The 21,783-nt window shown below is 72.0% G+C and carries 18 protein-coding genes; 8 read left to right on the top strand and 10 right to left on the bottom strand.

Going from position 1 to position 21,783, the window contains the following annotated elements; genetic code table 11:
- Positions 1 to 13 precede the first annotated feature (13 nt).
- Positions 14 to 805, bottom strand: coding sequence for a PaaX family transcriptional regulator (locus ACFFR3_RS39360; RefSeq protein ID WP_364369044.1), 792 nt, complete (start codon positions 803 to 805; stop codon positions 14 to 16).
- A gap of 106 nt (positions 806 to 911) precedes the next feature.
- On the opposite strand from ACFFR3_RS39360, the gene ACFFR3_RS39355 reads away from it, so the two are divergent.
- The 7 genes from ACFFR3_RS39355 to ACFFR3_RS39325 all read left to right on the top strand — a co-directional run bounded on the left by ACFFR3_RS39355 (position 912) and on the right by ACFFR3_RS39325 (position 9,140).
- A complete protein-coding gene (locus tag ACFFR3_RS39355; RefSeq protein ID WP_379484773.1) occupies positions 912 to 2,111 on the top strand; it encodes an ABC transporter substrate-binding protein in 1,200 nt (399 codons plus the stop codon).
- Between the two features lie 2 nt (positions 2,112 to 2,113).
- Complete coding sequence (locus tag ACFFR3_RS39350) at positions 2,114 to 2,869, top strand: ABC transporter ATP-binding protein (protein ID WP_345399575.1); 756 nt, start codon at positions 2,114 to 2,116, stop codon at positions 2,867 to 2,869.
- Complete coding sequence (locus ACFFR3_RS39345; RefSeq protein ID WP_345399572.1) at positions 2,866 to 3,525, top strand: ABC transporter ATP-binding protein; 660 nt, start codon at positions 2,866 to 2,868, stop codon at positions 3,523 to 3,525. Before ACFFR3_RS39350 ends, ACFFR3_RS39345 begins: the two co-directional genes overlap by 4 nt.
- Positions 3,522 to 4,382, top strand: a complete 861-nt coding sequence (locus ACFFR3_RS39340; protein WP_345399569.1) for a branched-chain amino acid ABC transporter permease — start codon at positions 3,522 to 3,524, stop codon at positions 4,380 to 4,382. The genes ACFFR3_RS39345 and ACFFR3_RS39340 overlap by 4 nt, the downstream gene beginning before the upstream one ends.
- A complete protein-coding gene (locus ACFFR3_RS39335; RefSeq protein WP_364369037.1) occupies positions 4,379 to 5,353 on the top strand; it encodes a branched-chain amino acid ABC transporter permease in 975 nt (324 codons plus the stop codon). The genes ACFFR3_RS39340 and ACFFR3_RS39335 overlap by 4 nt, the downstream gene beginning before the upstream one ends.
- A 50-nt stretch (positions 5,354 to 5,403) precedes the next feature.
- Entirely contained in the window at positions 5,404 to 8,142 is a 2,739-nt protein-coding gene (locus ACFFR3_RS39330; RefSeq protein ID WP_364369034.1) for an AAA family ATPase, read from the top strand.
- An 89-nt stretch (positions 8,143 to 8,231) separates the two neighbouring features.
- Complete coding sequence (locus ACFFR3_RS39325; protein ID WP_379484772.1) at positions 8,232 to 9,140, top strand: alpha/beta hydrolase family protein; 909 nt, start codon at positions 8,232 to 8,234, stop codon at positions 9,138 to 9,140.
- A gap of 50 nt (positions 9,141 to 9,190) precedes the next feature.
- Here the strand turns inward: ACFFR3_RS39325 and ACFFR3_RS39320 are convergent, their stop codons facing one another.
- The 5 genes from ACFFR3_RS39320 to ACFFR3_RS39300 all read right to left on the bottom strand — a co-directional run bounded on the left by ACFFR3_RS39320 (position 9,191) and on the right by ACFFR3_RS39300 (position 17,119).
- Complete coding sequence (locus ACFFR3_RS39320; protein ID WP_379484771.1) at positions 9,191 to 12,022, bottom strand: hypothetical protein; 2,832 nt, start codon at positions 12,020 to 12,022, stop codon at positions 9,191 to 9,193.
- Positions 12,023 to 12,078: 56 nt separating this feature from the next.
- Complete coding sequence (locus ACFFR3_RS39315; RefSeq protein ID WP_512699787.1) at positions 12,079 to 12,243, bottom strand: NADAR domain-containing protein; 165 nt, start codon at positions 12,241 to 12,243, stop codon at positions 12,079 to 12,081.
- A 57-nt stretch (positions 12,244 to 12,300) separates the two neighbouring features.
- Positions 12,301 to 12,525 (bottom strand): hypothetical protein, encoded by a 225-nt coding sequence (locus tag ACFFR3_RS39310; protein WP_345399557.1) that lies wholly within the window; start codon positions 12,523 to 12,525, stop codon positions 12,301 to 12,303.
- A gap of 90 nt (positions 12,526 to 12,615) precedes the next feature.
- Positions 12,616 to 13,755, bottom strand: a complete 1,140-nt coding sequence (locus ACFFR3_RS39305) for an acyl-CoA dehydrogenase family protein (RefSeq protein WP_379484770.1) — start codon at positions 13,753 to 13,755, stop codon at positions 12,616 to 12,618.
- 16 nt (positions 13,756 to 13,771) lie between these two features.
- A complete protein-coding gene (locus ACFFR3_RS39300) occupies positions 13,772 to 17,119 on the bottom strand; it encodes an indolepyruvate ferredoxin oxidoreductase family protein (protein WP_379484769.1) in 3,348 nt (1,115 codons plus the stop codon).
- A gap of 155 nt (positions 17,120 to 17,274) precedes the next feature.
- Here ACFFR3_RS39300 and ACFFR3_RS39295 point away from each other — a divergent pair, with 155 nt between their 5' ends.
- On the top strand, positions 17,275 to 17,739 hold the full coding sequence (locus ACFFR3_RS39295; protein WP_364369002.1) for an Lrp/AsnC family transcriptional regulator: 465 nt from the start codon (positions 17,275 to 17,277) through the stop codon (positions 17,737 to 17,739).
- A gap of 17 nt (positions 17,740 to 17,756) precedes the next feature.
- Here the strand turns inward: ACFFR3_RS39295 and ACFFR3_RS39290 are convergent, their stop codons facing one another.
- The 4 genes from ACFFR3_RS39290 to tnpA all read right to left on the bottom strand — a co-directional run bounded on the left by ACFFR3_RS39290 (position 17,757) and on the right by tnpA (position 21,689).
- Complete coding sequence (locus tag ACFFR3_RS39290; protein WP_379484768.1) at positions 17,757 to 19,058, bottom strand: CARDB domain-containing protein; 1,302 nt, start codon at positions 19,056 to 19,058, stop codon at positions 17,757 to 17,759.
- A gap of 122 nt (positions 19,059 to 19,180) precedes the next feature.
- A complete protein-coding gene (locus ACFFR3_RS39285; RefSeq protein WP_364368997.1) occupies positions 19,181 to 19,828 on the bottom strand; it encodes an adenylate kinase family protein in 648 nt (215 codons plus the stop codon).
- 261 nt (positions 19,829 to 20,089) lie between these two features.
- On the bottom strand, positions 20,090 to 21,274 hold the full coding sequence (locus ACFFR3_RS39280) for an RNA-guided endonuclease InsQ/TnpB family protein (RefSeq protein ID WP_364368995.1): 1,185 nt from the start codon (positions 21,272 to 21,274) through the stop codon (positions 20,090 to 20,092).
- Positions 21,267 to 21,689, bottom strand: coding sequence for an IS200/IS605 family transposase (tnpA, locus tag ACFFR3_RS39275; protein WP_345399531.1), 423 nt, complete (start codon positions 21,687 to 21,689; stop codon positions 21,267 to 21,269). The genes ACFFR3_RS39280 and tnpA overlap by 8 nt, the downstream gene beginning before the upstream one ends.
- Positions 21,690 to 21,783 lie beyond the last annotated feature (94 nt).

Genomic DNA, 21,783 nt, shown 5'->3' with positions numbered 1-21,783 from the left:
TCTGCGACCGCTGTCACCGTTCTGCCCAACTTTCATCCTGGACGGTGTCCAGAAGATCGGCCACGATCCGCGCCGCCTGCGGCCTGAACCGCTCGTGCAGCGAGTGGCAGACGCGCTGCGCCTTCTCGGCCGGCCAGTCGTGCGGCAGGTAGCGCAGCGGCAGCCGCGGATCGGTCCTGATGATCTGCAGCCAGCCGGTCAGCAGCATGAGGGAGCGGGCGAGGTCATCGGGGGCGTCGGGCGCGGGGTCGGCCTGGTCCCAGCGGCGCAGGAACTCCCGATAGCGCTCGCCGAGCCCTTCGAGGTCGTAGGCGTCGCGGACGAGGGCCTGCATGTCGGTCGGCTGCCGGGGCTCGGCGGCGAACACCTTGACGTTGGCGTCCAGGTCCTCGATGACGCCGGCGGCGTCCACCTCGCCCGGCGCGATCCACAGGCCGTTCTGCAGCGGCCCGAAGCCCGCCCAGACCAGCCGCGAGCGCAGCTCGTGCCGCTGGCGCTGCCACGACTCGGGCAGCGAGAAGCCGATGAGCGTCCACTGGTCGGCGCCGCTGTCGTTGACCACGCCGCTGTGCCAGATGCGCCGCTCGCCGTCCTTGAGCACCTCGGTGCTGGTGGGGGTGAGCCCGAAGTACATGCGCCGGCCCGACCGCTGGCGGCGCAGCAGGCCGCGCCCGACCATCCTGGTCAGCGTCGAGCGGGTCGCCTCCTCCGAGATGCCGACCTTGCCGAACGCCTCGATGAAGCTTCCCGAGGAGACGCAGATCCCGTGGCCGTATACGTAATCGCCGAGGAAGGTCAGAATCACCGATTGAGGCCTCATTGCGGGTGTCTCCCGATATTCGGCAATCTGTTGACAGCCGTAATGTACCTGCCTACTGTCGGCTCCACATCGCCCGGTCCTGGAGGTCCTGATGCGCAGGCTTCTACCGTCGCTGGCTTGTCTCCTACTCACGCTCACCGCTTGCGGGGGCAGTGGTGACGGCGGAGGCGGCGGATCGGGCGGTCAGGACCCGATCAAGGTCGGCCTGATCGTCTCGCTCACCGGCAACTACACGCCGCTCGGCAGCGAGGACAAGAAGGCGGTCGAGCTGGCCGTCGAGCAGGTCAACGCCCAGGGCGGGCTGCTCGGCCGCAAGGTCGAGCTGGTCACCAGGGACGACAAGACCGCCCCCGACCAGGGCATCGTGGCCTACAACCAGATCAAGGGCGAGATCGACGCGCTGATCGGGCCGGTGTTCTCCAACTCGGCGCTGGCCATCGAGCCGCTGGCGGAGCGCGACAAGATGCCGTACCTGTCGCTGGCCCCCGCGCAGGAGCAGGTCGAGCCGATCAAGAAGCACATCTTCGTCACCCCCGCCCTGTCCAGCATGTACGCCGAACGTTTCCTGCAGTACATCCAGGCCGAGGGCATCAAGACCATCGCGGTCGGCTGGGACTCCAAGAGCGCGTACTCGGTCTCCGGCCACGAGGCGATGGTGGAGCTGGCGCCCAAGTACGGCGTGACGATCGCCGTGGACGAGCCGTACGAGACCACGACCTCCGACTTCAGCCCCATGTTCACCCACGTGCGCGAGTCGCAGGCCGAGGCCCTGGTGTTCTGGGGCTCCGGCGCGCCCGGCGTGACCGCGGCCAAGCAGTACGTCGCCTCCGGCCTGAAGACCCCGCTGTTCCTGACCGCCTCGCAGGCCAGCAAGCTGTGGCTGGAGCCGATGGGCGCCGCCGCCGAGGGCATGACCGTGCAGAGCGCGATCGGCGTCGTGGGCGAGCACCTGCCCGACGGCAAGCAGAAGCAGGTCATCGAGCAGATGGCCAAGCCGTACGCGGAGAAGCACGGCTACCCGCCGCCGCAGTTCGCGCAGGACGGCTACAGCGCCTCGCTGCTGCTGTTCGAGGCGATCAGGAAGGCGAACAGCACCGACAAGGCCAAGATCCAGCAGGCGCTGGAGACGATGGACCTCATCACGCCGAACGGCCGCTTCCAGTACTCCGCCACCGACCACTCCGGCCTGTCCCCCGAGTACATCTCCGTCAACACGGTCAAGGACGGCAAGTTCGTCCCGACCGAGTGGGCCAAGGAGCAGCTCGCCAAGACCGTCTCGGCGCTGGGGTAGGCGTGCTGGAGGTCACCGGCGTCTCCCGCTCCTTCGGCGGCGTCTACGCCGTCCGCGAGGTGTCGCTGAACGTCGCGGACGGCGAGGTCTGCGGCGTCATCGGCCCGAACGGAGCGGGCAAGTCCACCCTGTTCAACCTCATCACCGGGCACCTCACGGTCGACCACGGCCAGATCTCCTTCCTCGGCCGCCGGGTGGACCGGCTGCCGCCGCACCGCCGGGCCAGGCTCGGCATGTCGATCGTCTTCCAGGCGGCCCGCGTCTTCCACGGCATGACGGTCAGGGAGAACGTCATGGTCGGCGCGCACGGGCGTACCGACGCCGGGTTCGTCTCCGCCGCGCTGCGGCTGCCGCGGCACCGGCACGACGAGCGCGAGATCGGCGAGGCCGCCGACCGCGCGCTGGAGCGCGTCGGGCTGGCCGAGTGGGCCGACCGGCCCGCCGACCGGCTGCCCATCGGCCAGCAGCGGGCGCTCCAGCTCGCCCGCGCCCTGTGCGCGCGGCCCCGGTTGCTGCTGCTCGACGAGCCCGCCTCCGGCCTGCGCGGCGAGGAGCGCGAGCGGCTCGCCACGCTCGTGGAGGAACTGCGCGCCGACGGGCTGACGATCCTGCTCATCGAGCACGACGTGGCGTTCGTGACCCGGCTGGTGGACCGGGTCGTGGTCCTCGACCTCGGCCAGGTCATCGCCGACGGCCCGCCCGCCGAGGTCAGGGCCGACCCGCTGGTGCTCGCCGCCTACCTCGGGCAGGCGTCATGATCGACGTCCAGGACCTGGTGGTCTCCTACGGCACCGCGACCGCGCTGGAACACCTCACGCTCACCGCCGCCAAGGGCGAGATGGTCGCCCTGCTCGGTCCCAACGGCGCCGGCAAGTCCACGCTCGCCAACACCCTCGCCGGGCTGCTGCGGCCCGCCTCGGGCAGCGTGCGGATCGGCGGCCGGCTCGCGCTCATCCCCGAGGGCCGCCAGCTCTTCCCCGACCTGTCCGTGGCCGACAACCTGGTGCTCGGCGGCTGGCGCTCAGGCCGGCGCGACCCCGCCCTCGTCTACGACCTGCTGCCCCGCCTGGCCGAGCTGGCCGGGCGGCGGGCCGGGGTGCTGTCCGGCGGCGAGCAGCAGATGGTCGCCTTCGGGCGGGCGCTGATGTCCGAGCCCGACGCGCTCGTGGTGGACGAGCTGTCGCTCGGGCTCGCCCCCAACGTCACCGCCGACCTCGCCGCCCACCTCGCCGAGCTGAACCGCTCCCACGGGCTGACCGTGCTGCTCATCGAGCAGAACGCGCGGCTGGCGTTCGACCTGTGCTCGCGGGCGTACGTGCTGGAGTCCGGGCGGCTGGTGACCGAGGGCCCGTGCGACGAGCTGGCCGACGACCCGCGGGTGGCCAGCGCCTACCTGGGCGGGGCGATCACATGAGCGCGTTCCTCACGTACCTGCTGAACGGCCTGGCCGTCGGCTGCACCATCGCGCTCATCGCGAGCGGGCTGGTCACCATCCACCGCGTCACCGGCGTGGTGAACTTCGCCCAGGGCACCTTCGCCGTCGTCGCGGGACTGTGCACGTCGTCGCTGCTCGGCCTCGGGTTCCCGCACGGCGTGAGCGAGGTGGCCGCCGTGCTCGCCGCCGCGCTGGCCGGGCTGCTCACCGGCCTTGCCGCCATCGGCAGGCCCGGCACCACGCCGCTGTCGTCGCTGATCGTCACGCTCGGGGTGGGCGTGCTGGCGTACGCGGTGGAGATCGTGCTGTGGGGCGACCAGCCGCGCTCCGCGCCCGGGCTGGCCGGCTCCGTGGAGATACTCGGTGCGCGCATCCAGACCCAGTACCTGCTGGTCATCGGGGTCACCGCGGTCACGTTCGTGCTGCTCGCCCTCTTCTTCGGGCGCACCTACCTGGGCAAGGCGCTGACCGCGTGCGCCTCCAACCCGTACGCCGCCCGCGTCGTCGGCATCGACGTCAGGAAGATGGGGCTGCTGGCGTTCGCGCTCGGCGGGCTGCTCGGCGGCATCGCAGGAGTGCTGGTGACGCCGCTGCGGCCGATCTCGTTCGACACCGACGTCACCCTCATCGTCAACGGCTTCGCCGCCGCCGTCTTCGGCGCGCTCACCAGGCCCGTCATCGCGCTGGCCGGCGCGCTGCTGCTGGGCGTCGCCGAGACCATGGCCGCCGGCTACGGCTACGGCTCACACCAGCTCGAAGTCGCGCTGGGGCTGATGATCGTGGTCATGATCGTGCAGGCGAGCCGCCGTACCACGCTCTCCCAGGAGTCCGTATGATCAGGCTCGCCGCCGGGCTCCTCGCCGCCGCCGTCACGCTCGCGCTGCCCGCCGTGCTCGACGACAGCGCGCTCGCCGTCTACATCCTGCTCGGCCTCGCCGCCATCGTCACCGTCGGGGTCTCGCTGCTCATGGGGTACGCCGGGCAGGTCTCGCTCGGCCAGGGCGCCTTCTACGCCATCGGCGCCTACACCGCCGCGCTGCTCGCACTCGGCGGCGTGCCCCCGGTCGCCGGCCTGATCGCCGCGCCCGTCGTCGCCGCCCTGTCCGCCCTCGTCATCGGCACTCCCCTGCTGCGGCTGCGCGGCCACCACCTCGCCTTCGCCACCCTCGCCATGCAGCTCATCCTGCTGTCGCTGGCCGGGCAGCTCGAGTTCACCGGCGGCGACATCGGGCTGCAGGCCATCCCGCAGTTCTCCATCGGCTCCTTCCAGGCCGAGAGCGCCGCCGCGTACGCGTACCTCACCTGGGGCGGCCTCGCCCTCGTCCTGCTGGTCACCCACAACGTGAGCACCTCACGCCCCGGTCGCGCCCTGCGCGCCCTGGCCACCAGCGAGACCGCCGCCGCCTCGTCCGGCATCCCCGTCGGACGCTACAAGCTCGTCGTCTTCGCCCTGTCGGCCGCCTTCGCCGGCCTGGCCGGCGGCATCTACTGCTTCTACGCCGGCTACGTCGCCCCCGGCTCCTTCCCCGTGCTGATCTCCATCCAGTACATCGTCATGGCCGTGGTCGGCGGCCTCGGCACCCTGTGGGGCGCCGTGGTGGGCGCCACCGCCATCACCCTGCTGGTCCAGGGCCTCGACAGCCTCGCCACCCTGCCGTGGATGCCGTCGTACGCGCCGAGCGTGCTGTCGTACGCGGTGTACGCCCTCGTCCTCATCGTGGTCGTCCTCTTCCTTCCCCAGGGCCTCCTCCCCACCCTCACCGACCGCCTCTCCAGAAAGCGCCCCCGCGAGCGCCGCGCCCGGTGATCGGGATTGTGGCCTTTCCCGGTTGACATCTGCGCGTAACACTGGACGACGTGTCCCCTGTCGCGCGGGTTCCGGTGGTGCGTGGTCGTGGTGCGGAGGAGCGGGCGCTGCGGCGGCTGCTCGACGGCGCTCGCCAAGGGGGTGGTGGGGCGCTGGTGCTGGCCGGTGCGGCCGGCATGGGGAGGAGCACGTTGCTCGACCTGGCCGCTCACTTGGCCGGGGACGCCTTCCTGGTGCTCCGGGGGTCAGGGGTCGAGGCCGAGACGCGGTTGCCGTACGCCGGGTTGCACCAGGTGCTGCGGCCCGTCGCCGGAGCCGCAGCCCGATTACCGGCCGCGCAGGTTCGCGCGCTGGCTCCCGTCCTCGCGCCCGGGAACGCCGAGAGCGGGCTGGCGTTGCCGGCGGCCGTGCTCGCGTTGCTGGCGGAGGCCGCCGGTGAGCGGCCGGTGCTCGTCTGCGTGGATGACGTTCACCTGCTTGATGACGCCAGTCGCGAGGTGCTGGCGTTCGCGGGCAGGCGGGTGGGGGGCGAGCGGGTGGCGGTGGTGTTCAGCGCGCGTGCGGAGGAGGGCTGGGCGGCCGGGTTGCCGGTGCGGGTGCTGGGCGGGCTGGAGCGGGCGGCCGTACGGGAGCTCGCCGCCGATCTCGCGCCCGGCGAGGTCAGCGAGGAGTTGCTGGCGGCGCTCGACCAGGTCGCCCGGGGCAACCCGCTGGCGCTGACCGAGCTGATCGGGTCGCTCACCCGCGAGCAGCTCGCCGGCGTCGCCGCCCCGCCCGAGACGCTGCCCAGGGACGGCCGGTTGTGGCGGGAGCACGCGGCCCGGCTGGCCGCGCTGCCGGAGGAGACCCGGCGGCTGCTGGTGCTGATCGCCGCCGACCCCGAGATCGACGTGCCCACGCTGATCGCGGCGGCCCGCCCCTGCTGCGCGCTCACCGCGCTGGAGCCGGCCGAACGGGCGGGCCTCCTGTACGCCGCCGGCGACCGGTACGCCTTCCACGACCCGGCTCTGCGCGGCGTCGCCTACCACGGCGCCACCCTCCTCAGCCGCCGCAGCGCGCACCGCCTCCTCGCCGGAGCAGGCACGGAGCTCAAGAGCGCCTGGCACCGCGCATGGGCCATGGACGCCGGCCCGGACCGGCTGGCCGACGACCTGGCCACGGCGGCGCTCAAGGACCGTACGCCGGGCGGCCACCCCGAGCCGTACCTGGCGCTGGAGCGGGCGGCCGAGCTGACCGGCGGGCACCGCCCCGAGAAGGCCGAACGGCTGGCCGCGGCGGCCAGGCACGCCTGGATCGCGGGCCGCCCCCAGGTGGCCCGCGCCCTCCTGGCCCGCCTGCACGACCTGGCGAGGGCCCCGAACGAGGTGCGCGCCCACGTACGCCTGCTGCGCGGCAGCCTGGAGCTGCTCGGCGGCGAGACGGGCAGTGCCAGGGAGGAGCTGCTGGCCGCCGCGACCTGGCTGCTGGAGAGCCACCGCATGCTGGGCGTCAGAGCCCTCGTACGTGCGGCGGACGCCAGCTACCGGGCGGGCGACAACCGGGCGTTCATCGCGATCGCCAGGCAGGCCGCCGCCCTGCGCCGCCCGGACGAGCAGGTGCCGGCGCAGCTGATGTTCGAGTACCTGGAGGGGATGGCGGCGACGTTCAGCGGCGCGCACCGGGAGGCGGCGGCCCCGCTGCGCCGGGTGGTGGAGCTGGCCGGAACACCGGCTGGCACAGTGGACGACCCGTCCGTGCTGGCGTGGGCGGGCGTGGCAAGCATGCTGCTGGGCGAGGACGCCACCGCCCACCGCCTGTCGGCCCGCGCGCTGGAGGCGGCCGGCGCGCGCGGGGCGGCCTCGGCGGTGCCGCAGCTCCTGGAGTACGCGATCTACCCGGAGGTGTGGTCGGGCCGCTACACCTCGGTCGCCGACACCGCGGCGCGCGGCCTCCACCTGGCCAGGGAGTCGGGCCAGCGCAACACGGCCGCCCAGCACCTGGCCTGGCTGGCGATGACGGCGGCGGTGGAGGGCGATCAGGAGACATGCAGGATCCGCGCGGACGCGGCCATCGACCTGGCCGGCGCGCACGACCTGGGCATCGCGGGCGCGATCGGCACGTGGGCGCTGGCCTGCCTCGACCTGGCGGCAGGGCGGCCCGCGGACGCGGCGGGGCGGTTGCGGGCGGAGCGGCGTACCAGCCGGCATGTGGTGATCAGGGTGATGGCGACGCCGCACCTGATCGAGGCGTGCGCGCGTACCGGAGATCATGAGGGCGCCGAGGCGGCGCTGAAGGTGCTGGAGGGCTGGGTGGGCAGCACGCGCAGCCCTGACCTGCGGGCGCTCGTCGCCCGCTGCCGCGCGCTGCTGGCGGCGCCGCGCGAGGCGGACGAGCTGTTCAGGGAGGCGCTGGACCTGCACGGGCAGGGCGGCCACGAGTTCGAGGCGGCGCGGACGCGGCTGCTGTACGGCAGCGCGCTGCGCCGCGACCGCCGTCCCGGCGCGGCCAGGACGCACCTGCACGCGGCGCTGGAGACGTTCGAACGGTACGGGGCCCGCCTGTGGACCGAGCAGGCGCGGACGGAGCTGCGCGCATCGGGCGAACCGGTCGGCCCCGCCCCGGCGGCGGCCACGAGCCAGCTCACCCCGCAGCAGCTGCGCATCGCCCGCATGGTGGCCGAGGGGGCCACCAACAAGGAGGTGGCCGAGCAGCTGTTCCTCAGCCGGCGTACGGTCGAGCACCACCTGCGCAACATCTTCAGCCGGCTCGGCGTCCGCTCCCGCGTCGAACTGGTAAGGCTCATGTCCTGATCGCAGGACCGGTGATTTCACCGATGCACGGTTGACCCCCGCTCCGAACAATGGCGAAAGACAGCTGTCACCACCTGAAGCACCCCCCGATGAGCAGGGAGTATGACGACGTGCAGCTCTTAGCCCCCCGATTCGGCGCGCGAACGTTCACCACACTCGCCCTCACCGTCTCACTGATCGCCGGCGCCCTCGCGGCCGCCTCCCCCGCCCAGGCGGCGAGCCCGTACGAGCGCGGTCCCGCCCCGACCGACGCCTTGCTCGAAGCCTCCAGAGGCCCGTTCTCGACCGGGCAGACCAGCGTCTCGTCGCTGGTGAGCGGCTTCGGCGGCGGCACGATCTACTATCCGCTCGACACCAGCCAGGGCACGTTCGGCGCGATCGCCATCTCGCCCGGCTACACCGCCCGCTGGTCCAGCCTGTCGTGGCTGGGCCCGCGCATCGCCTCGCACGGCTTCGTGGTGATCGGCATCGAGACCAACACCCTCTACGACCAGCCGTCCAGCCGGGGCCGCCAGCTCCTCGCCGCCCTCGACTACCTGGTCGAGGACAGTTCGCTGACCGTACGCAGCCGCATCGACTCCTCGCGGCTGGCCGTGGCGGGCCACTCGATGGGCGGCGGCGGCTCGCTGGAGGCGGCGAGCAGCCGGTCCTCGTTGCAGGCGGCGGTGCCGATCGCGCCGTGGAACCTGCAGAAGTCGTGGTCGGGCGTGCGCGTCCCGACGATGATCATCGGTGGTGAGAGCGACAGCATCGCCCCCGTACGCAGCCACTCGGAGCCGTTCTACGAGAGCATCCCGGCGTCGTCGGAGAAGGCGTACCTGGAGCTGAACAACGCCAGCCACTTCTTCCCGCAGACCACCAACACCACGATGGCCAAGTCGATGGTGGCCTGGCTGAAGCGGTTCGTCGACGACGACACCCGCTACGACCAGTTCCTCTGCCCGCCGCCCAGCGGGCTGGCGATCGAGGAGTACCGCCACACCTGCCCGAGCTCCTGACCTTTCCATGAGGATGGCGGCCGCACCCGTGCGGCCGCCATCCGCTTTTATCAGTACCGTTCCGCCACTCCGGAGTTGATCTGGACGAGCACCAGCGTCGCGTCCGTGTAGGCGACGAGGTTGCCCACGGCCGGCGGCTCGGCCAGGACCTTCCGCGCGTGCCTCACGGCGTCGCCGACGGTCCTGAGCTTGAGCTTGGTGATGGTCGCCGTGTGGACGTGCGTGCCGGCGTTGATCTGGCGGGTGGCCAGGTTGAGCGTGGTGGCCAGCAGCTCGGCCCGCAGCTCCTTGGGCTGGAGCAGGGGCAGGAGCAGCGCGTCCGACGTCTCCTTCTGCGACAGCGCGCCGTCGCCGTTCCCGTCGAAGCGGGTGTCGGTGGCCTGGACGCGGGCCCGCACCTCGTCCGTACGCAGGTCGGTGCGCAGCGCCCACAGCGTGGACAGCAGCGGGTGCCTGCCGGGCGCGGCCTCGGTGATCGCCGTCTGCGCGGTGGCCGTGGCGGGGCCGAACGTGCAGTCGTTGGCGCCGCCGTACGCGAGGCCCGCCCGTCCCGTCACCGTGGCGCCCGCCTCGAACAGCAGGCCGGGCCGCGCGGTAAAGGTGATCTCCCCGGACGCGCCCGGCGCGACCGTGCCGAGCGGCCAGGTGAGCGTCGTCGTGCCGTCGTCGTTCCTCGTGACCTCCTTAGGACGCGGGCCCGCGCCCGCGTCCAGCGCCTCGCTGTAATAGACGTCGGCGGGCAGCACGTACGTCAGCTCCGCCCCCGTCGCGGGCGCGTGGCCGGTGTTGCGATGCCCGATCGCGTACGTGATCGCCGCGCCCGCGCGCACCGACGCCGTCGCCGTGGCGGTCACCGCCATGACCGGCGCGCTGACCGTGGTGACGGCCGTGGCCTTGTTGTCGGCCAGCGTCGACTCCGGCTCGGGCAGGCCGTCGGCGTTCTCGCCCGTCACCTCGGCGGTGCTGGTGAGCGCGCTGCCGTCGGCGACCGTACAGGGGATCTCGTACGTGAACGTCTCGGTCGCCGTACGCTCCGGCGCCAGGTCGTCCAGCGGGCGGGTGACGGGCTCTCCGGTGGGCGGGGTGAACGTCACCGACGTGTCGGAGGACACGCTCGCCCCCTTGTTCCCGATCGTCACGGTCGCGGTCACCGTGTCCCCACCCGCGGCCTCCGCCTTGTCGACGGTCATGCCCGCGGTCAGGTCGACCGCCGTCACCTTGAGCACGGCGTCGCCGGTCAGCTCGGGCACGACGGGGCCATGGTTGCCGTCGGCCCAGTACGGGCTGCCGGTGAAGCCGTAGACCAGCTGGCTCCAGTCGGGATTGCTGACCAGCCGCTCGCTGGCGTCGTCGCTGGTGCAGCCCTCCTCGAAGTCCGGAATGTGGTTGATGTCGGCGACTGCGCCGGTCGTGAACGTGCCGTCGCCGTCCCAGTCGATCTTCTCGTCCGGGTCGGACCTGGCCACCTCGCCGTCGTCGCCGTGGATCACCGGCTTGCGCGCGCCCGCCAGCCCCGGCTCCTGCGTCTCGTCGAGGTCGTTCTCCAGCAGCGTCTGCTTGCCGAAGCGCTGGTAGTCGAGGGGGCGGCCGGAGTCGAGGTTCTGCGTCTGCCAGGCGTAGTTCATCACGCTCTGGTAGTTGGGCTTGCAGTTGATCGAGTCGACCACGCCGTTGGTGTAGCGGCCGCCGTGACCGAGACCCAAGGTGTGGCCCAGCTCGTGCAGCAACGTCCCCTGCTCGACGGCGACGCGGCCACCGCCCGCCTTGAACATGTCGTCCGTCCAGCGGCCCAGGGACACCACGAAGTCGTCGCCGCCACGGTCGTGCAGCTCCGCCCGGCCCGACGTGGTGCCGCTGCCGGTCAGGCCGTTGATGAAGACCCCGTACCGGAAGTGGCGGCGCTTGAACTGCACGATCTCCTCGCACAGAGCGCTCTCCCGGTCAGCCGTCGTGCCGAAGTGCCCGTCGTCGTCCGGGCCGCAGGAGCCCGACTTGATGTCGTCGAAGTCGTCGTACGCGCCCGGCCGCCGGTCGTCGCTGAAGTCGATCGCCTCGGCGTACGGCACCTCCTCGTCCGCCAGCAGGTGCAGCGCCAGGCCCGTCGCGCCGGACTGCTCGTTGGTCACCGGAGCCCTGTCGAACACCTCCTCGACCCTCTCCAGCACGCCGTCCTGCGGCTTCCTGTCCTTCATCCAGTCGATCTCGACGTACAGGTCGCGGCGGTCGGGATCCACGTCCGGCAGGGTCAGATCCACGACGTTGTCGTCGTCGAAGTCGAGCCCGCGGTACTCCTCGTAGTCGGTGAAGCCGTCCCGATCGGAGTCGGTGACCGAGGTCGGCGTGACCTCCACGCAGACCTGCACGGACGGCTTCGGATCCGGCCCGAAGACGCCGCCGCCCGGCTCCCCGTTCCCGGCCACGCACCCGGTGCTGTCGTTCAGGTCGCCGGAGACCGTGCCGTGGATCATGTTGACCTTGAACCGCGTGTCGGCCTGCCCCTCCACCGGCGAGGTGTCGGCCAGGTCGTCACCCGACGTGCTGTCGTGGTCCCAGATCTGGATCGAGATCTCCTGCTCGACCACCGTCGTGGGGATCTGCTGGGAGTGCGTCCAGAACGGGGCGACCTGCGACTGGTCGTCGGGCGCTCTGGGGGTGGTGTGGGTGGGGAAGCCGGCGAACGTGATCTTCCCGTAGAAGTCCGGCGTACTCTCGCCGAGCGCTTCCAGCCCCCGCTCGTCGCAGGGGGCCGCGCAGTTCACCAGAAGGATCCGCACGTTCAACGGCTGGGTGTCCGCCGCGTGGGCGGCGGGGGAACCGACGAGGACCAGGCCCGCGACGGTCATGATGAGTGCGAGGGTTACTCGTAAGACTGAGCTGGACACGCCGCGAACGTACGGCCGGCGGCTTCGTACGACATGAGTACCACGTACTCAATCGCCTACATCCGCCGCAGAACCTCCCGAGCCTCCATAAGAGCGAACCCCAGCACATTGAGCCCCCGCCAAGCTTGGGGCCGCTCAGCCCGCTCATCATCAGCCGCCAGCCCAACCCCCCGAACCCGATCAACCGGACTGGCCTCCACAAGCACCCGCTTCCCACCCATGGAAGCGGGTGCACGCAAGTCCACTGAGCAGCGCACCAGTGACGCCATCGCCGCCTACTACTGTCGAGGGAACTTCCTCAGCGCATCGTCGATGATCCCGTGCAGGGCTCTGGCGCAGGCGGAGACTCTGCCGTTCGGTGGGTAATAGACGCTGGCGACCGGTGGCTCGTCGCAGTAGTCCTTGCCGTGCTGGCTGCAACACCGCTCGGTGGCCGCGACGCTCTCAGGGGCGTGGAAGGCGGGGTCGAACGGCATCACGATCCGGATCTCCATGGGTTCCATGCGCGAAGCGTAGAAGCAGCCGTTCTTCTCGTCGATATCGCCTGATGGCCTGGAGGTGGATCGAGGTCACGATGGCCGTGGAACCCACCTCTATTTGGCCAGGTCGCGGCTGATCACCAATCTCTGGATCTGGTTGGTGCCTTCGAAGATCTGCATGATCTTCGCTTCGCGCATGTACCTCTCCACCCGATACTCCCGCGTATACCCGTACCCCCCGAACACCTGGACGGCGTCCGTGGTGACCTTCATGGCGGCGTCCGTGGCGACGAGTTTGGCGATCGAGGCGTGGCGGCCGTAGGGGAGGCCGGCGTCGCGGCGGCGGGCGGCGTCCAGGTACATGGCGCGGGCGGTGTCGACGGCGGCGGCCATGTCGGCCAGCAGGAAGCCGAGGCCCTGGTGGTCGATGATGCGTTTGCCGAAGGTCTGGCGTTCCTTGGCGTAGGCCACCGCCTCGTCCAGGGCGGCCTGGGCGAGGCCCGTGGCGCAGGCGGCGATGCCCAGGCGGCCGGAGTCGAGGGCGCTGAAGGCGATCTGGAGGCCCTGGCCCTCCTCGCCGATGAGGCGGTCGGCGTCGACGAGCACCCCGTCCCAGTGGGCGCTGGTCGTCGGTACGGCGTGCAGCCCCATTTTCTCCTCCGGGCGGCCGAAGGTGAGGCCGTCGGCGGAGCCGGGGGCGAGGAAGCAGGAGACGCCGCGCGAGCCGGACCCCGTACGGGCGAAGAGGGCGTAGAAGTCGGCGATGCCCCCGTGCGTGATCCACGCCTTGTTGCCGGTGACGCGGTAGCCGTCGGCGACGCGTTCGGCGCGGCAGGTCAGCGCCCCGGCGTCGGAGCCGGCCTGCGGCTCGGACAGGCTGTAGCCGCCGATGAGCTCGCCGGCCAGCATGCGGGGCAGCCACCGGTCGCGCTGCTCGGGGGTGCCGTGGGTGAAGACGGTGTAGCAGGCCAGCGTGTGCACGCTGGTGGCGACGGCGACGGCCGCCCAGCGCATCGCCAGCTCCTCGATGACCTGCAGATACACCTCGTACGGCTGCCCGCCCCCGCCGTACTCCTCCGGGTAGGGCAGGCCGAGGAGCCCGGCCGCGCCCAAGGTGGCGAACAGGCCCTCGGGGTAGGTCTCGGAGCGTTCGTGCTCGTCGACCCGGCGAGCCAGCTCCTTGTCGGCGATGTCGCGGGTCAGCTCGATGAGGTCTCTGGCGTCCTGGTCCGGCAGCAGGCGTTCGACGGTCACGATGACTCCTGAGGATTCAGAGGTTCTCCAACGCTTTCTGCGCGCGTTCGCGGAACTCGGCGACCCGGGCGAGCTTGATGTCCTCGTACCCGCGGATCAGGTCGGGCAGGCCCGCGAGTTCCTCGACGACGGCGGCGTTGGCGGGGGTGAGGCGGTCGAGCGCGGTGCGGACGAGCTCGCGGTACTCGGCGACCAGCGCCCGCTCGACCCGGCGCACCTCGGCCCTGCCGAACACGTCGAACGCGGTCCCCCGCAGCACCTTCGCGGCGCGCAGGCCGCGGAAGAGCACGCCGGCGGAGCGTCCCACCTTGATCTTGCGCTTCATGCCCATCGCGCGGAGGACCGGCGGGTGCAGCAGCACCGTCACCTTCGCGCCGGTGCCGAACTCGCGCTCGCGCCGCGCCTGCTCTGCGGGGTCGAGGTGGAGGCGGGCGACCTCGTACTCGTCCTTGTAGGCCATCAGTTTGTGCAGGCCGCGCGCGTAGGCGAGGGCGATGGCGGCGCCGGCCTCCTCGCCGGCCCGCTCCAGAGCGCGGGCGGCGACGCCGCGGACGTCGTCGGCGTACGTACGGGCGTAGGTGGCGTTCTGGTAGCCGGTGAGGTCGGCGACGCGGTCGGCCACGACCTCCTCGAACGTCGGCGGCTCGGGAGGCGCGGGCAGCACGGCCCTGCGCACGGCGTCGGGGTCGTGCGCGACGGCCCGCCCCCACCGGAACGCGGCCAGGTTCTGCTCGACGGAGGCCCGGTTGAGCGTGATGGCCCGCTCGATCGCGTCGGCGCCGACGGGCAGGCAGCCGTGCTGGTAGGCGGCGCCGAGCAGCAGCAGGTTGGCCGGCATATGGTCGCCGAACAGCTCCTCCGACAGCGCGTGCGCGTCCACGCAGTGCTGGGCGCGGGTGGCGGAGGCGACGCGGGCGACCGCGTCGGCGTGGCCGGGGACGGGGACGCGGCCGGTCACCATGGCGGCGGTGGGCACGACGGAGGTGTTCAGCACGGCGACGGTACGCCCGGGCGCCGCCACGGACAGCGTGGCGTCGGCCGCCGCCCCCAGCACGTCGAACCCGATGAGCACGTCGGCGCTGCCCCGCGAGGCGCGGACGTGCCCGGCCGGGGGCCGCTTGCCGATGCGCACGTCGCTGACCACGGGCCCGCCCTTCTGCGCGAGCCCGGTCTGCTCAAGGCCGGTGGCGTGCAGCCCGTCGAGGTGGGCGGCCATCTGCAGGATCTGCGAGACGGTGACCACGCCGGTGCCGCCGATGCCGGGCATCCTGATGAGCGTCTCGTCGGCGTGGGAAATGACCGGCTCGGGTGGGGTGACGGGCGGCGCGGGCGCCTTCCTCTGCTCCTTGGTGCCCGGCTCGACCAGCAGGAACGAAGGGCAGTCGCCCTTGAGGCAGCTCAGGTCGGTGTTGCAGGAAGCCTGGTGGATGCGGGTCTTGCGGCCGTACTCGGTCTCGACCGGCTGCACGGACAGGCACGTGGAGACGTCGCCGCAGTCGCCGCAGCCCTCGCAGACGCGCTCGTTGATGTGCACCTTCTGAGCGGGCGTGGGGAGTTTGCCGCGCTTGCGCAGGCGCCGTTCCTCGGCGGCGCAGCGGTCGTCGTGGATGAGCACGGTCACCCCGCCGATCGCGGCCAGCTCCTTCTCGACCTCGGGCAGGTCGTCGCGGTGCCGTACGGAGGCGATCGGCGCGAGCTCCACCCCCCGGTACGTCTCGGGCTCCGGCGTGGTGATCACCACCCGCCGCACACCCTCAAGGGCCAGCTCCCGCGTCAGCGCGGGCACGTCCAGCCGCCCCTCGGGCCGCTGCCCGCCGGTCATGGCGACCGCGTCGTTGTAGAGCAGCTTGTACGTCATCGGCACCCCCGCCGCGACCGCCGCCCTGATGGCCAGCGACCCGGAGTGGTGGTAGGTGCCGTCGCCGAGGTTCTGGACGAAGTGCGAGTCGTCGGTGAACGGCGACAGCCCGATCCACTGCGCGCCCTCGCCGCCCATCTGCGTGATGCCGACCTGGGTGCCGCGCCCGTGACCGTCGAGCGCGATCATCGCGTGGCAGCCGATGCCCACGCCGACCAGCGTGCCGTCGGCGGTGCGGGTGGAGGTGTTGTGCGGGCAGCCCGAGCAGAAGTACGGCGTGCGCGCCGCCACCACCGGCAGCAGCCCACGGCGGCGCTCGCGGCGCGGCGGCTCGATGCCGAGGCAGGTGGCGATCGCCTTGGCCACGTCGTCGGCGCCCAGCGTGCCCCTGGCGGTGAGCAGGTCGCGGCCGGCGATCTCGGGGACGTGCGCGCCGCCGTACAGGGCCTGCTTCAGGTGGCCCTCCAGGAACGGCACCTTGTCCTCGACCACCAGCACCCGGCCGAGGCCGGAGGTCAGCTCGGCCAGCTCGGCGGGGTCGAGCGGGAACGGCATCGCGATCCTGATCAGCCGCAGGCCGTGCGCGTCCATCGCGGCCTCGTCGAGGCCGAGGTCGGCGAGGGCGCGTTCGACCACCGCGTACGTGGCGCCGGACGCGAGCACCCCCAGCGTGGTGTTGCCGGCGCCGGCCGTCACCCGGTTGAGCCCGTGCTCGCGGGCGTAGGCGCGGGCCAGGTCGAGGCGGCGGGTGAGCATGTCGTGCTCGGCGTCGAGCGCGGCGGGGCCGAGCAGGATGGGCGCGGGCCCCCGGGAGGCGCGCCCTGGCTCGGGGATGCCGGCGCGCAGCGGGCCCAGGTCGACGGTGGCGGAGGCGTCGGCGATGTCAGCGACGATCTTCAGGCCCACCCATAGGCCCGTCGCCCGCGACAAGGCCACCGCGTGCAGCCCGAACTCGATGATCTCGGTCACCGAGCCCGGCGCCAGCAGCGGCATCGACAGGCTCTGGCACATCGGCTCGCACGAGCTGGGCAGCGTGGACGACTTGCAGCCGGGGTCGTCGCCGATCCAGGCCACCGCGCCGCCCAGCGGGGCCGTGCCCGCCACGTTGGCGTGCCTGAGGGCGTCGGCGGCCCGGTCGAGGCCGGGGTTCTTGCCGTACCAGAAGCCCGTCACGCCCTCGTGGCGGCGGCCCGGCACCTGGTCGAGCAGCTGCGTGCCGGCCACCGCCGTGGCGGCCAGCTCCTCGTTCAGCCCTGGTTTGACCACCACGCCGGCGGGCTCCAGGAACGTCGCCGCCCTGCCCATCTCCAGGTCCACGCCCGCCAGCGGCGAACCCGGGTAGCCGCTGACGAACGCCCGGGTGTCCAGCCCGCGCTCGTCGTCCAGGCGGCGCTGCTCCAGCGTCAAGCGGACCAGGGCCTGGATGCCCGAGATGAGCACGCGGCCGTCCTGCGCCGTGTACTTGTCGTCGAGCGACACGGGGGCGGGAGTCTCGCTCACGCTCATGCGAACCTCCTGGCTTTCTTACGTGCTCGCCTCGTGGGCGCCGTGCTTCCCAGCACAGCAACCAGGGCATGATATGCGCAAGTATTAGACGAGAAACCGGGCCGAAGACGCAAACGATATGAGTTCATGGACGTGCCAGCCGACGTTCTTTGCGCATGAAGGGGGCGTACTCCGTGCCTGAGGTGGACGACATCGATCACCAGGTGCTGCGACTGCTGCGCGAGGACGGGCGCAGGACGTTCTCCGAGATGGCCGAGCGTATCGGGCTGTCGGTGGCGGCGGTCAAGCGGCGGGTGGACCGGCTCAAGGAGCTGGGCGTGATCACCGGCTTCGCCGTGCAGATCGACTACGCCAAGCTCGGCTGGGGCATCGAGGCCTTCACCGAGCTGCGCTATCCCGGCACCACCCCGGTCGCCGAGATCATCCGCACCGCCACCGACGTGCCCGAGGTGCAGGCCGTGTTCACGATCGCGGGCGATCCGGACGCGCTGATCCACGTACGGGTGCGCGACCTCGGCCACCTCCAGCAGGTCATCGACCGGCTGCGCAGGGCGGGGAACGTCACGGGCACCAAGACCCTGCTCGTGCTCGGGTCGTGGACCCGCGACGTCGTGGACTGAGGCGGGGCAGGTGCAGGTCAGGGGGTTCGCCTGTCCTGGTGGGAGAAGAAGCGGACGAGCAGGCCGATCGCGAGCAGCACCGCCACGCCGAGGCCGAGCATCCACATCGACGCGCCGGTCAGCGGCAGGGTCTCACTGCTGTGGTGCGCGGGCGGCGGCACGTCCCCGGCGGCGGCCGGGGGCTCGGGGTCGCGCTCGCGGTGGGGCTCGTCCGGCTCGTGCCCGGTGCTCTTGCGTTCCTTGTCCGGGGAGGCGCTGGAGGCCGGCTCGGGGGTCTCCTCCGGCTCCTCGATGCTCTCCTGTGCCGGTTCCGCCGCCGCCACGACCGTCTCGGCGCAGGCGTGGTTGTCCTCGGTGTTCTTCTCGCCGCCGCCGGTGGTGACGGACGCGCAGATCGTCAGCGGGCCCGCCACGTGCGGGGTCAGGCTGAACGCGTACGTCCTGCTCTCCCCCGGCGCGAGCGGGCCGAGCGGGCAGGTGGACGCGGAGCCGCTGGCCGGACACTCGGCCGGGCGCTCCGCGATCGTCGCTCGGTCGCCGTCGGCCGGGTTGTGCAGGGAGACGTTCGCCGCCCGTGAGGGGCCGTGGTTGGTCACCGTCAGCCGGTAAGGGATCCGCTCGCCGTGGCCCACCTCCTGCGGGGTGCCCTCCTGGCGTACCTCGACCTCGGCGACCGCCCGCGCCCGCGTCGTCAGCTCGTCCTCGCCGGCGAGCGCGTCGGGTGCGGTGACGTGGGCGCGGTTGACCAGGCTGGTGCCGTCCTGGAGGGCGGGATCGGTGCCGACCGGCAGCTCGAACGCGACGCTGCCGCCTGCCGGGAGCGCCGTGCCGCAGGTGACCGTGCGTCCGGTGAGCGAGCAGGCGTCCGGGAGACGGCCGGGGGTGAGGTGGCGGTCGAGCACGGCGGTGGCGATGACGCCACCGGCGTCCGTCACGCCGGCGTTCGTGACGGTCATGACGTAGACGGCCTCGCCGCCGATGATCACCGGGTCAGGGGCGAGGTCCTGGGTGACGTGCAGGTTCGCGGGGACGCGCGGCGTCCCCGTCCCGCTCGGCCTGGGCGCCGCCGGCCCATCCCGCCGGCCGCTCAGCTCCCCTTCCGGCCCGCCCCACCGGCCGCCCGGTTCCCTTTCCGGCCTGTACGTCGGCGCCCCCACGAGCCAGGACGGCCCCATCGCGCTCTTGGCGGCGCTGCCCGGCGCGGGCCCGAAGCCCGGATCTCGCGCGGCGCCGCCGGGTGCGGGTGGGGTGGTCGCCGCCCAGGCGGCGGTGCCCAGCGCGGCGAGCGCGATGATCGCCGCGAATCCGGGCCTGCCCATGTCCTACCCCCGCGTGACGTGCCTGTCTCGACCCGCTGGTGATCCTCCTCCCGGGGAGCCGGGTCCCGGGGGCGGTCCGACCGCAATCATGAGCCGCCGTGACCGACTCTTTGCCTCACGGGTCAGCCCTGGTAGGGCGGCAGATTGAAGCGGACGCGGATGGTCCGCTGGACGGCGAGCTTGTCGGCGCGCGCGTCGATGGTCAGCACGTACTCCTTGCGGCGGAACAGCTCCAGCACCGGCCCGGTCTTGTCGTGGTAGTCGGCGAGCCGCCGGGCCAGCGCGTCGGGGGTGTCGTCGGCCCTGGTCACCAGCTCGCCGCCGCACACGTCGCAGCGCCCCTCCTCCTCGGGCCGGTGGGCGATGAGGTTGTAGTCCATGCCGCACCGCGCGCACAGCCGCCGGGCCAGCACTCGCCTGCGCACCTCGTCGTCGGGCAGGTCGAGGTGGATGACGCCGTCGAGGTCGTAGCTCTCCAGGAAGAACTCGGCCTGGCGCCGGTTGCGCGGGAAGCCGTCGACGATGAAGCCGTAGTTCCAGTCGTGGAGTTCGAGGCGGTCCTTGACGACGTCCGCCACGAGGTCGTCGCCGACCAGCTCGCCGGCCGCGACGAGGCGGCGTACCTGGGCGCCGAGCTTGGTGTGGTGCTTGACGTGCCAGCGGAAGATGTCACCGACGCTGATGTGGACGAGGTCGAGGTCGGCGGCGAGCATCGCGCTCTGGGTGCCCTTTCCACTGCCCTGCACGCCCATGATCACATATTTCCGCATATGGAGCCGCTCCCGTCCTGTCGTAGGTCTCGTCACCTTCCCACCGGGGATCATGCGCGAAAAGGGGTACGAACCGGCGCGGCGGCCAGACCGCGATCGACCTGCTGCCGCTGCTCGACTGGGACGCGCTGCGCGCCGCCGAGCCGACCTGGCTCGGACGTGTCCACGATCTTCACCCCGCTGACCCTGCTCACCGGCGTCGCCACGGTCCACGGCAACAACCTCGTGACTCCTCCGCTCCGTGAAGGGAGCGGCTTCTCGCTAAGCCGCTTCCGCAGCCTGGCGAAGGGCAAGCCCTGCCCTGAGGATGTTGATCGCCGCGTTCACGTCGGCGTGCGCGGCATGCCCGCACGCCGTACAGGCGAACGCGGCCTGGGTGACGCGGTTCTCCTTCGCACAATGCCCACAACGGGCACACGTACGGGAGGTGCCGGCAGGGTTCACCGCGATCAGCTCTCGACCGGCGCTTTCAGCCTTGCACGCGAGGACCGTCAGGAACACCCCCCAGCCCGCGTCCAGGATGCTCCGGTTGAGGCCCGTCTTCTGCGCGACGTTGCGGCCGGGAGCCTCGATCGTGCCGGACGCCGAGCGGGACATGTTCGTGATCCGCAGGTCCTCGTACACGATCACGTCGTAGCCGCGGACCAGCACGAGCGCGGCCTTGTGCGCGTGGTCCAGGCGCTGGCGGCGGACCTTGCCGTGCAGGGCGGCCACCCGTGCGACGGCCTTACGGCGGCGCTTGGAGCCCCGCTCCTTGCGGGCCAGGTCCCGCTGAGCGTCCGCGAGACGATCAGCGGTCGCGGCCAGATGGCGCGGGTTGGCCACGTGCGCGCCGTCGCTGGTGGTGACCAGGGAGGCGACGCCCATGTCGATGCCGGCCGTCGCGCCTGTGGCGGGCAGCGGCTCGGCGGGCACGTCGTCGCACGACAGGACCACATACCAGCGCGAGCCTTCCCGCTTGGCGCTGATCGTCTTGACCCGGCCCCGGATCGGGCGGTGCTGGTGGACGCGGACGTGCCCGATGCCCTGCAGCCGGACGTAGGTCGCGGTGGGGTGCTCGGGCTGGGAGTCCCACCGGCAGCCGTCACCGTCTTTCGGCCATTCCACGCTGTCGAACCGGCCCCGCCCCTTGAACCGGGGGAAGCCCGGCGTACGCCCGGCCTTGACGCGGTCGAAGAACGCGCGGAACGCCTTGTCCAGCCGCCGCAGCGTGGCCTGCTGAGAGGAGAACGACCACCGGCCCTGCCCGCCCGCGTCGTCGGCGCGGATGTGCTTCAACTCGGCCGACTGGTCCCCGTACCGGACGCTCACCCCCGCCTTGGCGTACGCGGTGCGGCGGTGCTCCAGCGCGGCGTTGTACAGCGTGCGGTGATCCTCCAGGCACGCCACCAGCGCGGCGGCCTGCTTGCTGGTGGGGCGCAGCAGGAACGTGAACGACCTACGCACCGCCACCGCCCGTGGACGGCCGCTCGTACCGCGTCTCGATGGAGCGCCGCACCGTCCCAACCGGCACCACGCCGACCGTGGCCACGCAGCAGGACCGCGACCACAGCGTGGGCAACCGGGAACGCAAATGGCCGGACTCGGCACGCAGGTGGTGGAAGGCGAAGCTTTTGAACTGGCCGGCCACATACAACGCCACGGACGACGGCGAGTGCTTCGGGCCGGGCTTGACGAACAGGCGCACCTGGTCGGGCATCACTCCAAGCGCCACGACCTCCCAGCCGTGCTCGCCGGCCTCGGCGCGGATCAACTCCTTGAAGCGGTCCTTCACCCGGCCGCCGAAGGCCGGGCAGCGGTACGTCGGGCACCACACCACGCGGTATCCGAGGTCGTACCCGGCTCCCGGAGAAGTGCGCACCTGCCGAATCACACGATCGTTATAACAACGCTGTCCAGCTCATGCGCGGCGAAACGGAGAACTCTCATGTCAAGACCAGGCAGGTCACTCCACG

This window comes from Nonomuraea salmonea (genome assembly GCF_042428605.1).
Lineage (GTDB): Bacteria > Actinomycetota > Actinomycetes > Streptosporangiales > Streptosporangiaceae > Nonomuraea > Nonomuraea salmonea.
The sequence above is the reverse complement of the archived record's forward strand: the minus strand, read 5'-3'. Positions and strand labels throughout refer to the sequence as shown.

Coding starts and splice junctions, on each gene's coding strand:
- ACFFR3_RS39355 (WP_379484773.1), top strand. CDS start 912: ATGCGCAGGCTTCTACCGTCGCTGGCTTGTCTCCTACTCACGCTCACC.
- ACFFR3_RS39345 (WP_345399572.1), top strand. CDS start 2,866: ATGATCGACGTCCAGGACCTGGTGGTCTCCTACGGCACCGCGACCGCG.
- ACFFR3_RS39340 (WP_345399569.1), top strand. CDS start 3,522: ATGAGCGCGTTCCTCACGTACCTGCTGAACGGCCTGGCCGTCGGCTGC.
- ACFFR3_RS39335 (WP_364369037.1), top strand. CDS start 4,379: ATGATCAGGCTCGCCGCCGGGCTCCTCGCCGCCGCCGTCACGCTCGCG.
- ACFFR3_RS39325 (WP_379484772.1), top strand. CDS start 8,232: ATGAGCAGGGAGTATGACGACGTGCAGCTCTTAGCCCCCCGATTCGGC.
- ACFFR3_RS39315 (WP_512699787.1), bottom strand. CDS start 12,243: ATGGGTGGGAAGCGGGTGCTTGTGGAGGCCAGTCCGGTTGATCGGGTT.
- ACFFR3_RS39310 (WP_345399557.1), bottom strand. CDS start 12,525: ATGGAACCCATGGAGATCCGGATCGTGATGCCGTTCGACCCCGCCTTC.
- ACFFR3_RS39300 (WP_379484769.1), bottom strand. CDS start 17,119: ATGAGCGTGAGCGAGACTCCCGCCCCCGTGTCGCTCGACGACAAGTAC.
- ACFFR3_RS39295 (WP_364369002.1), top strand. CDS start 17,275: ATGAAGGGGGCGTACTCCGTGCCTGAGGTGGACGACATCGATCACCAG.
- ACFFR3_RS39290 (WP_379484768.1), bottom strand. CDS start 19,058: ATGGGCAGGCCCGGATTCGCGGCGATCATCGCGCTCGCCGCGCTGGGC.
- ACFFR3_RS39285 (WP_364368997.1), bottom strand. CDS start 19,828: ATGCGGAAATATGTGATCATGGGCGTGCAGGGCAGTGGAAAGGGCACC.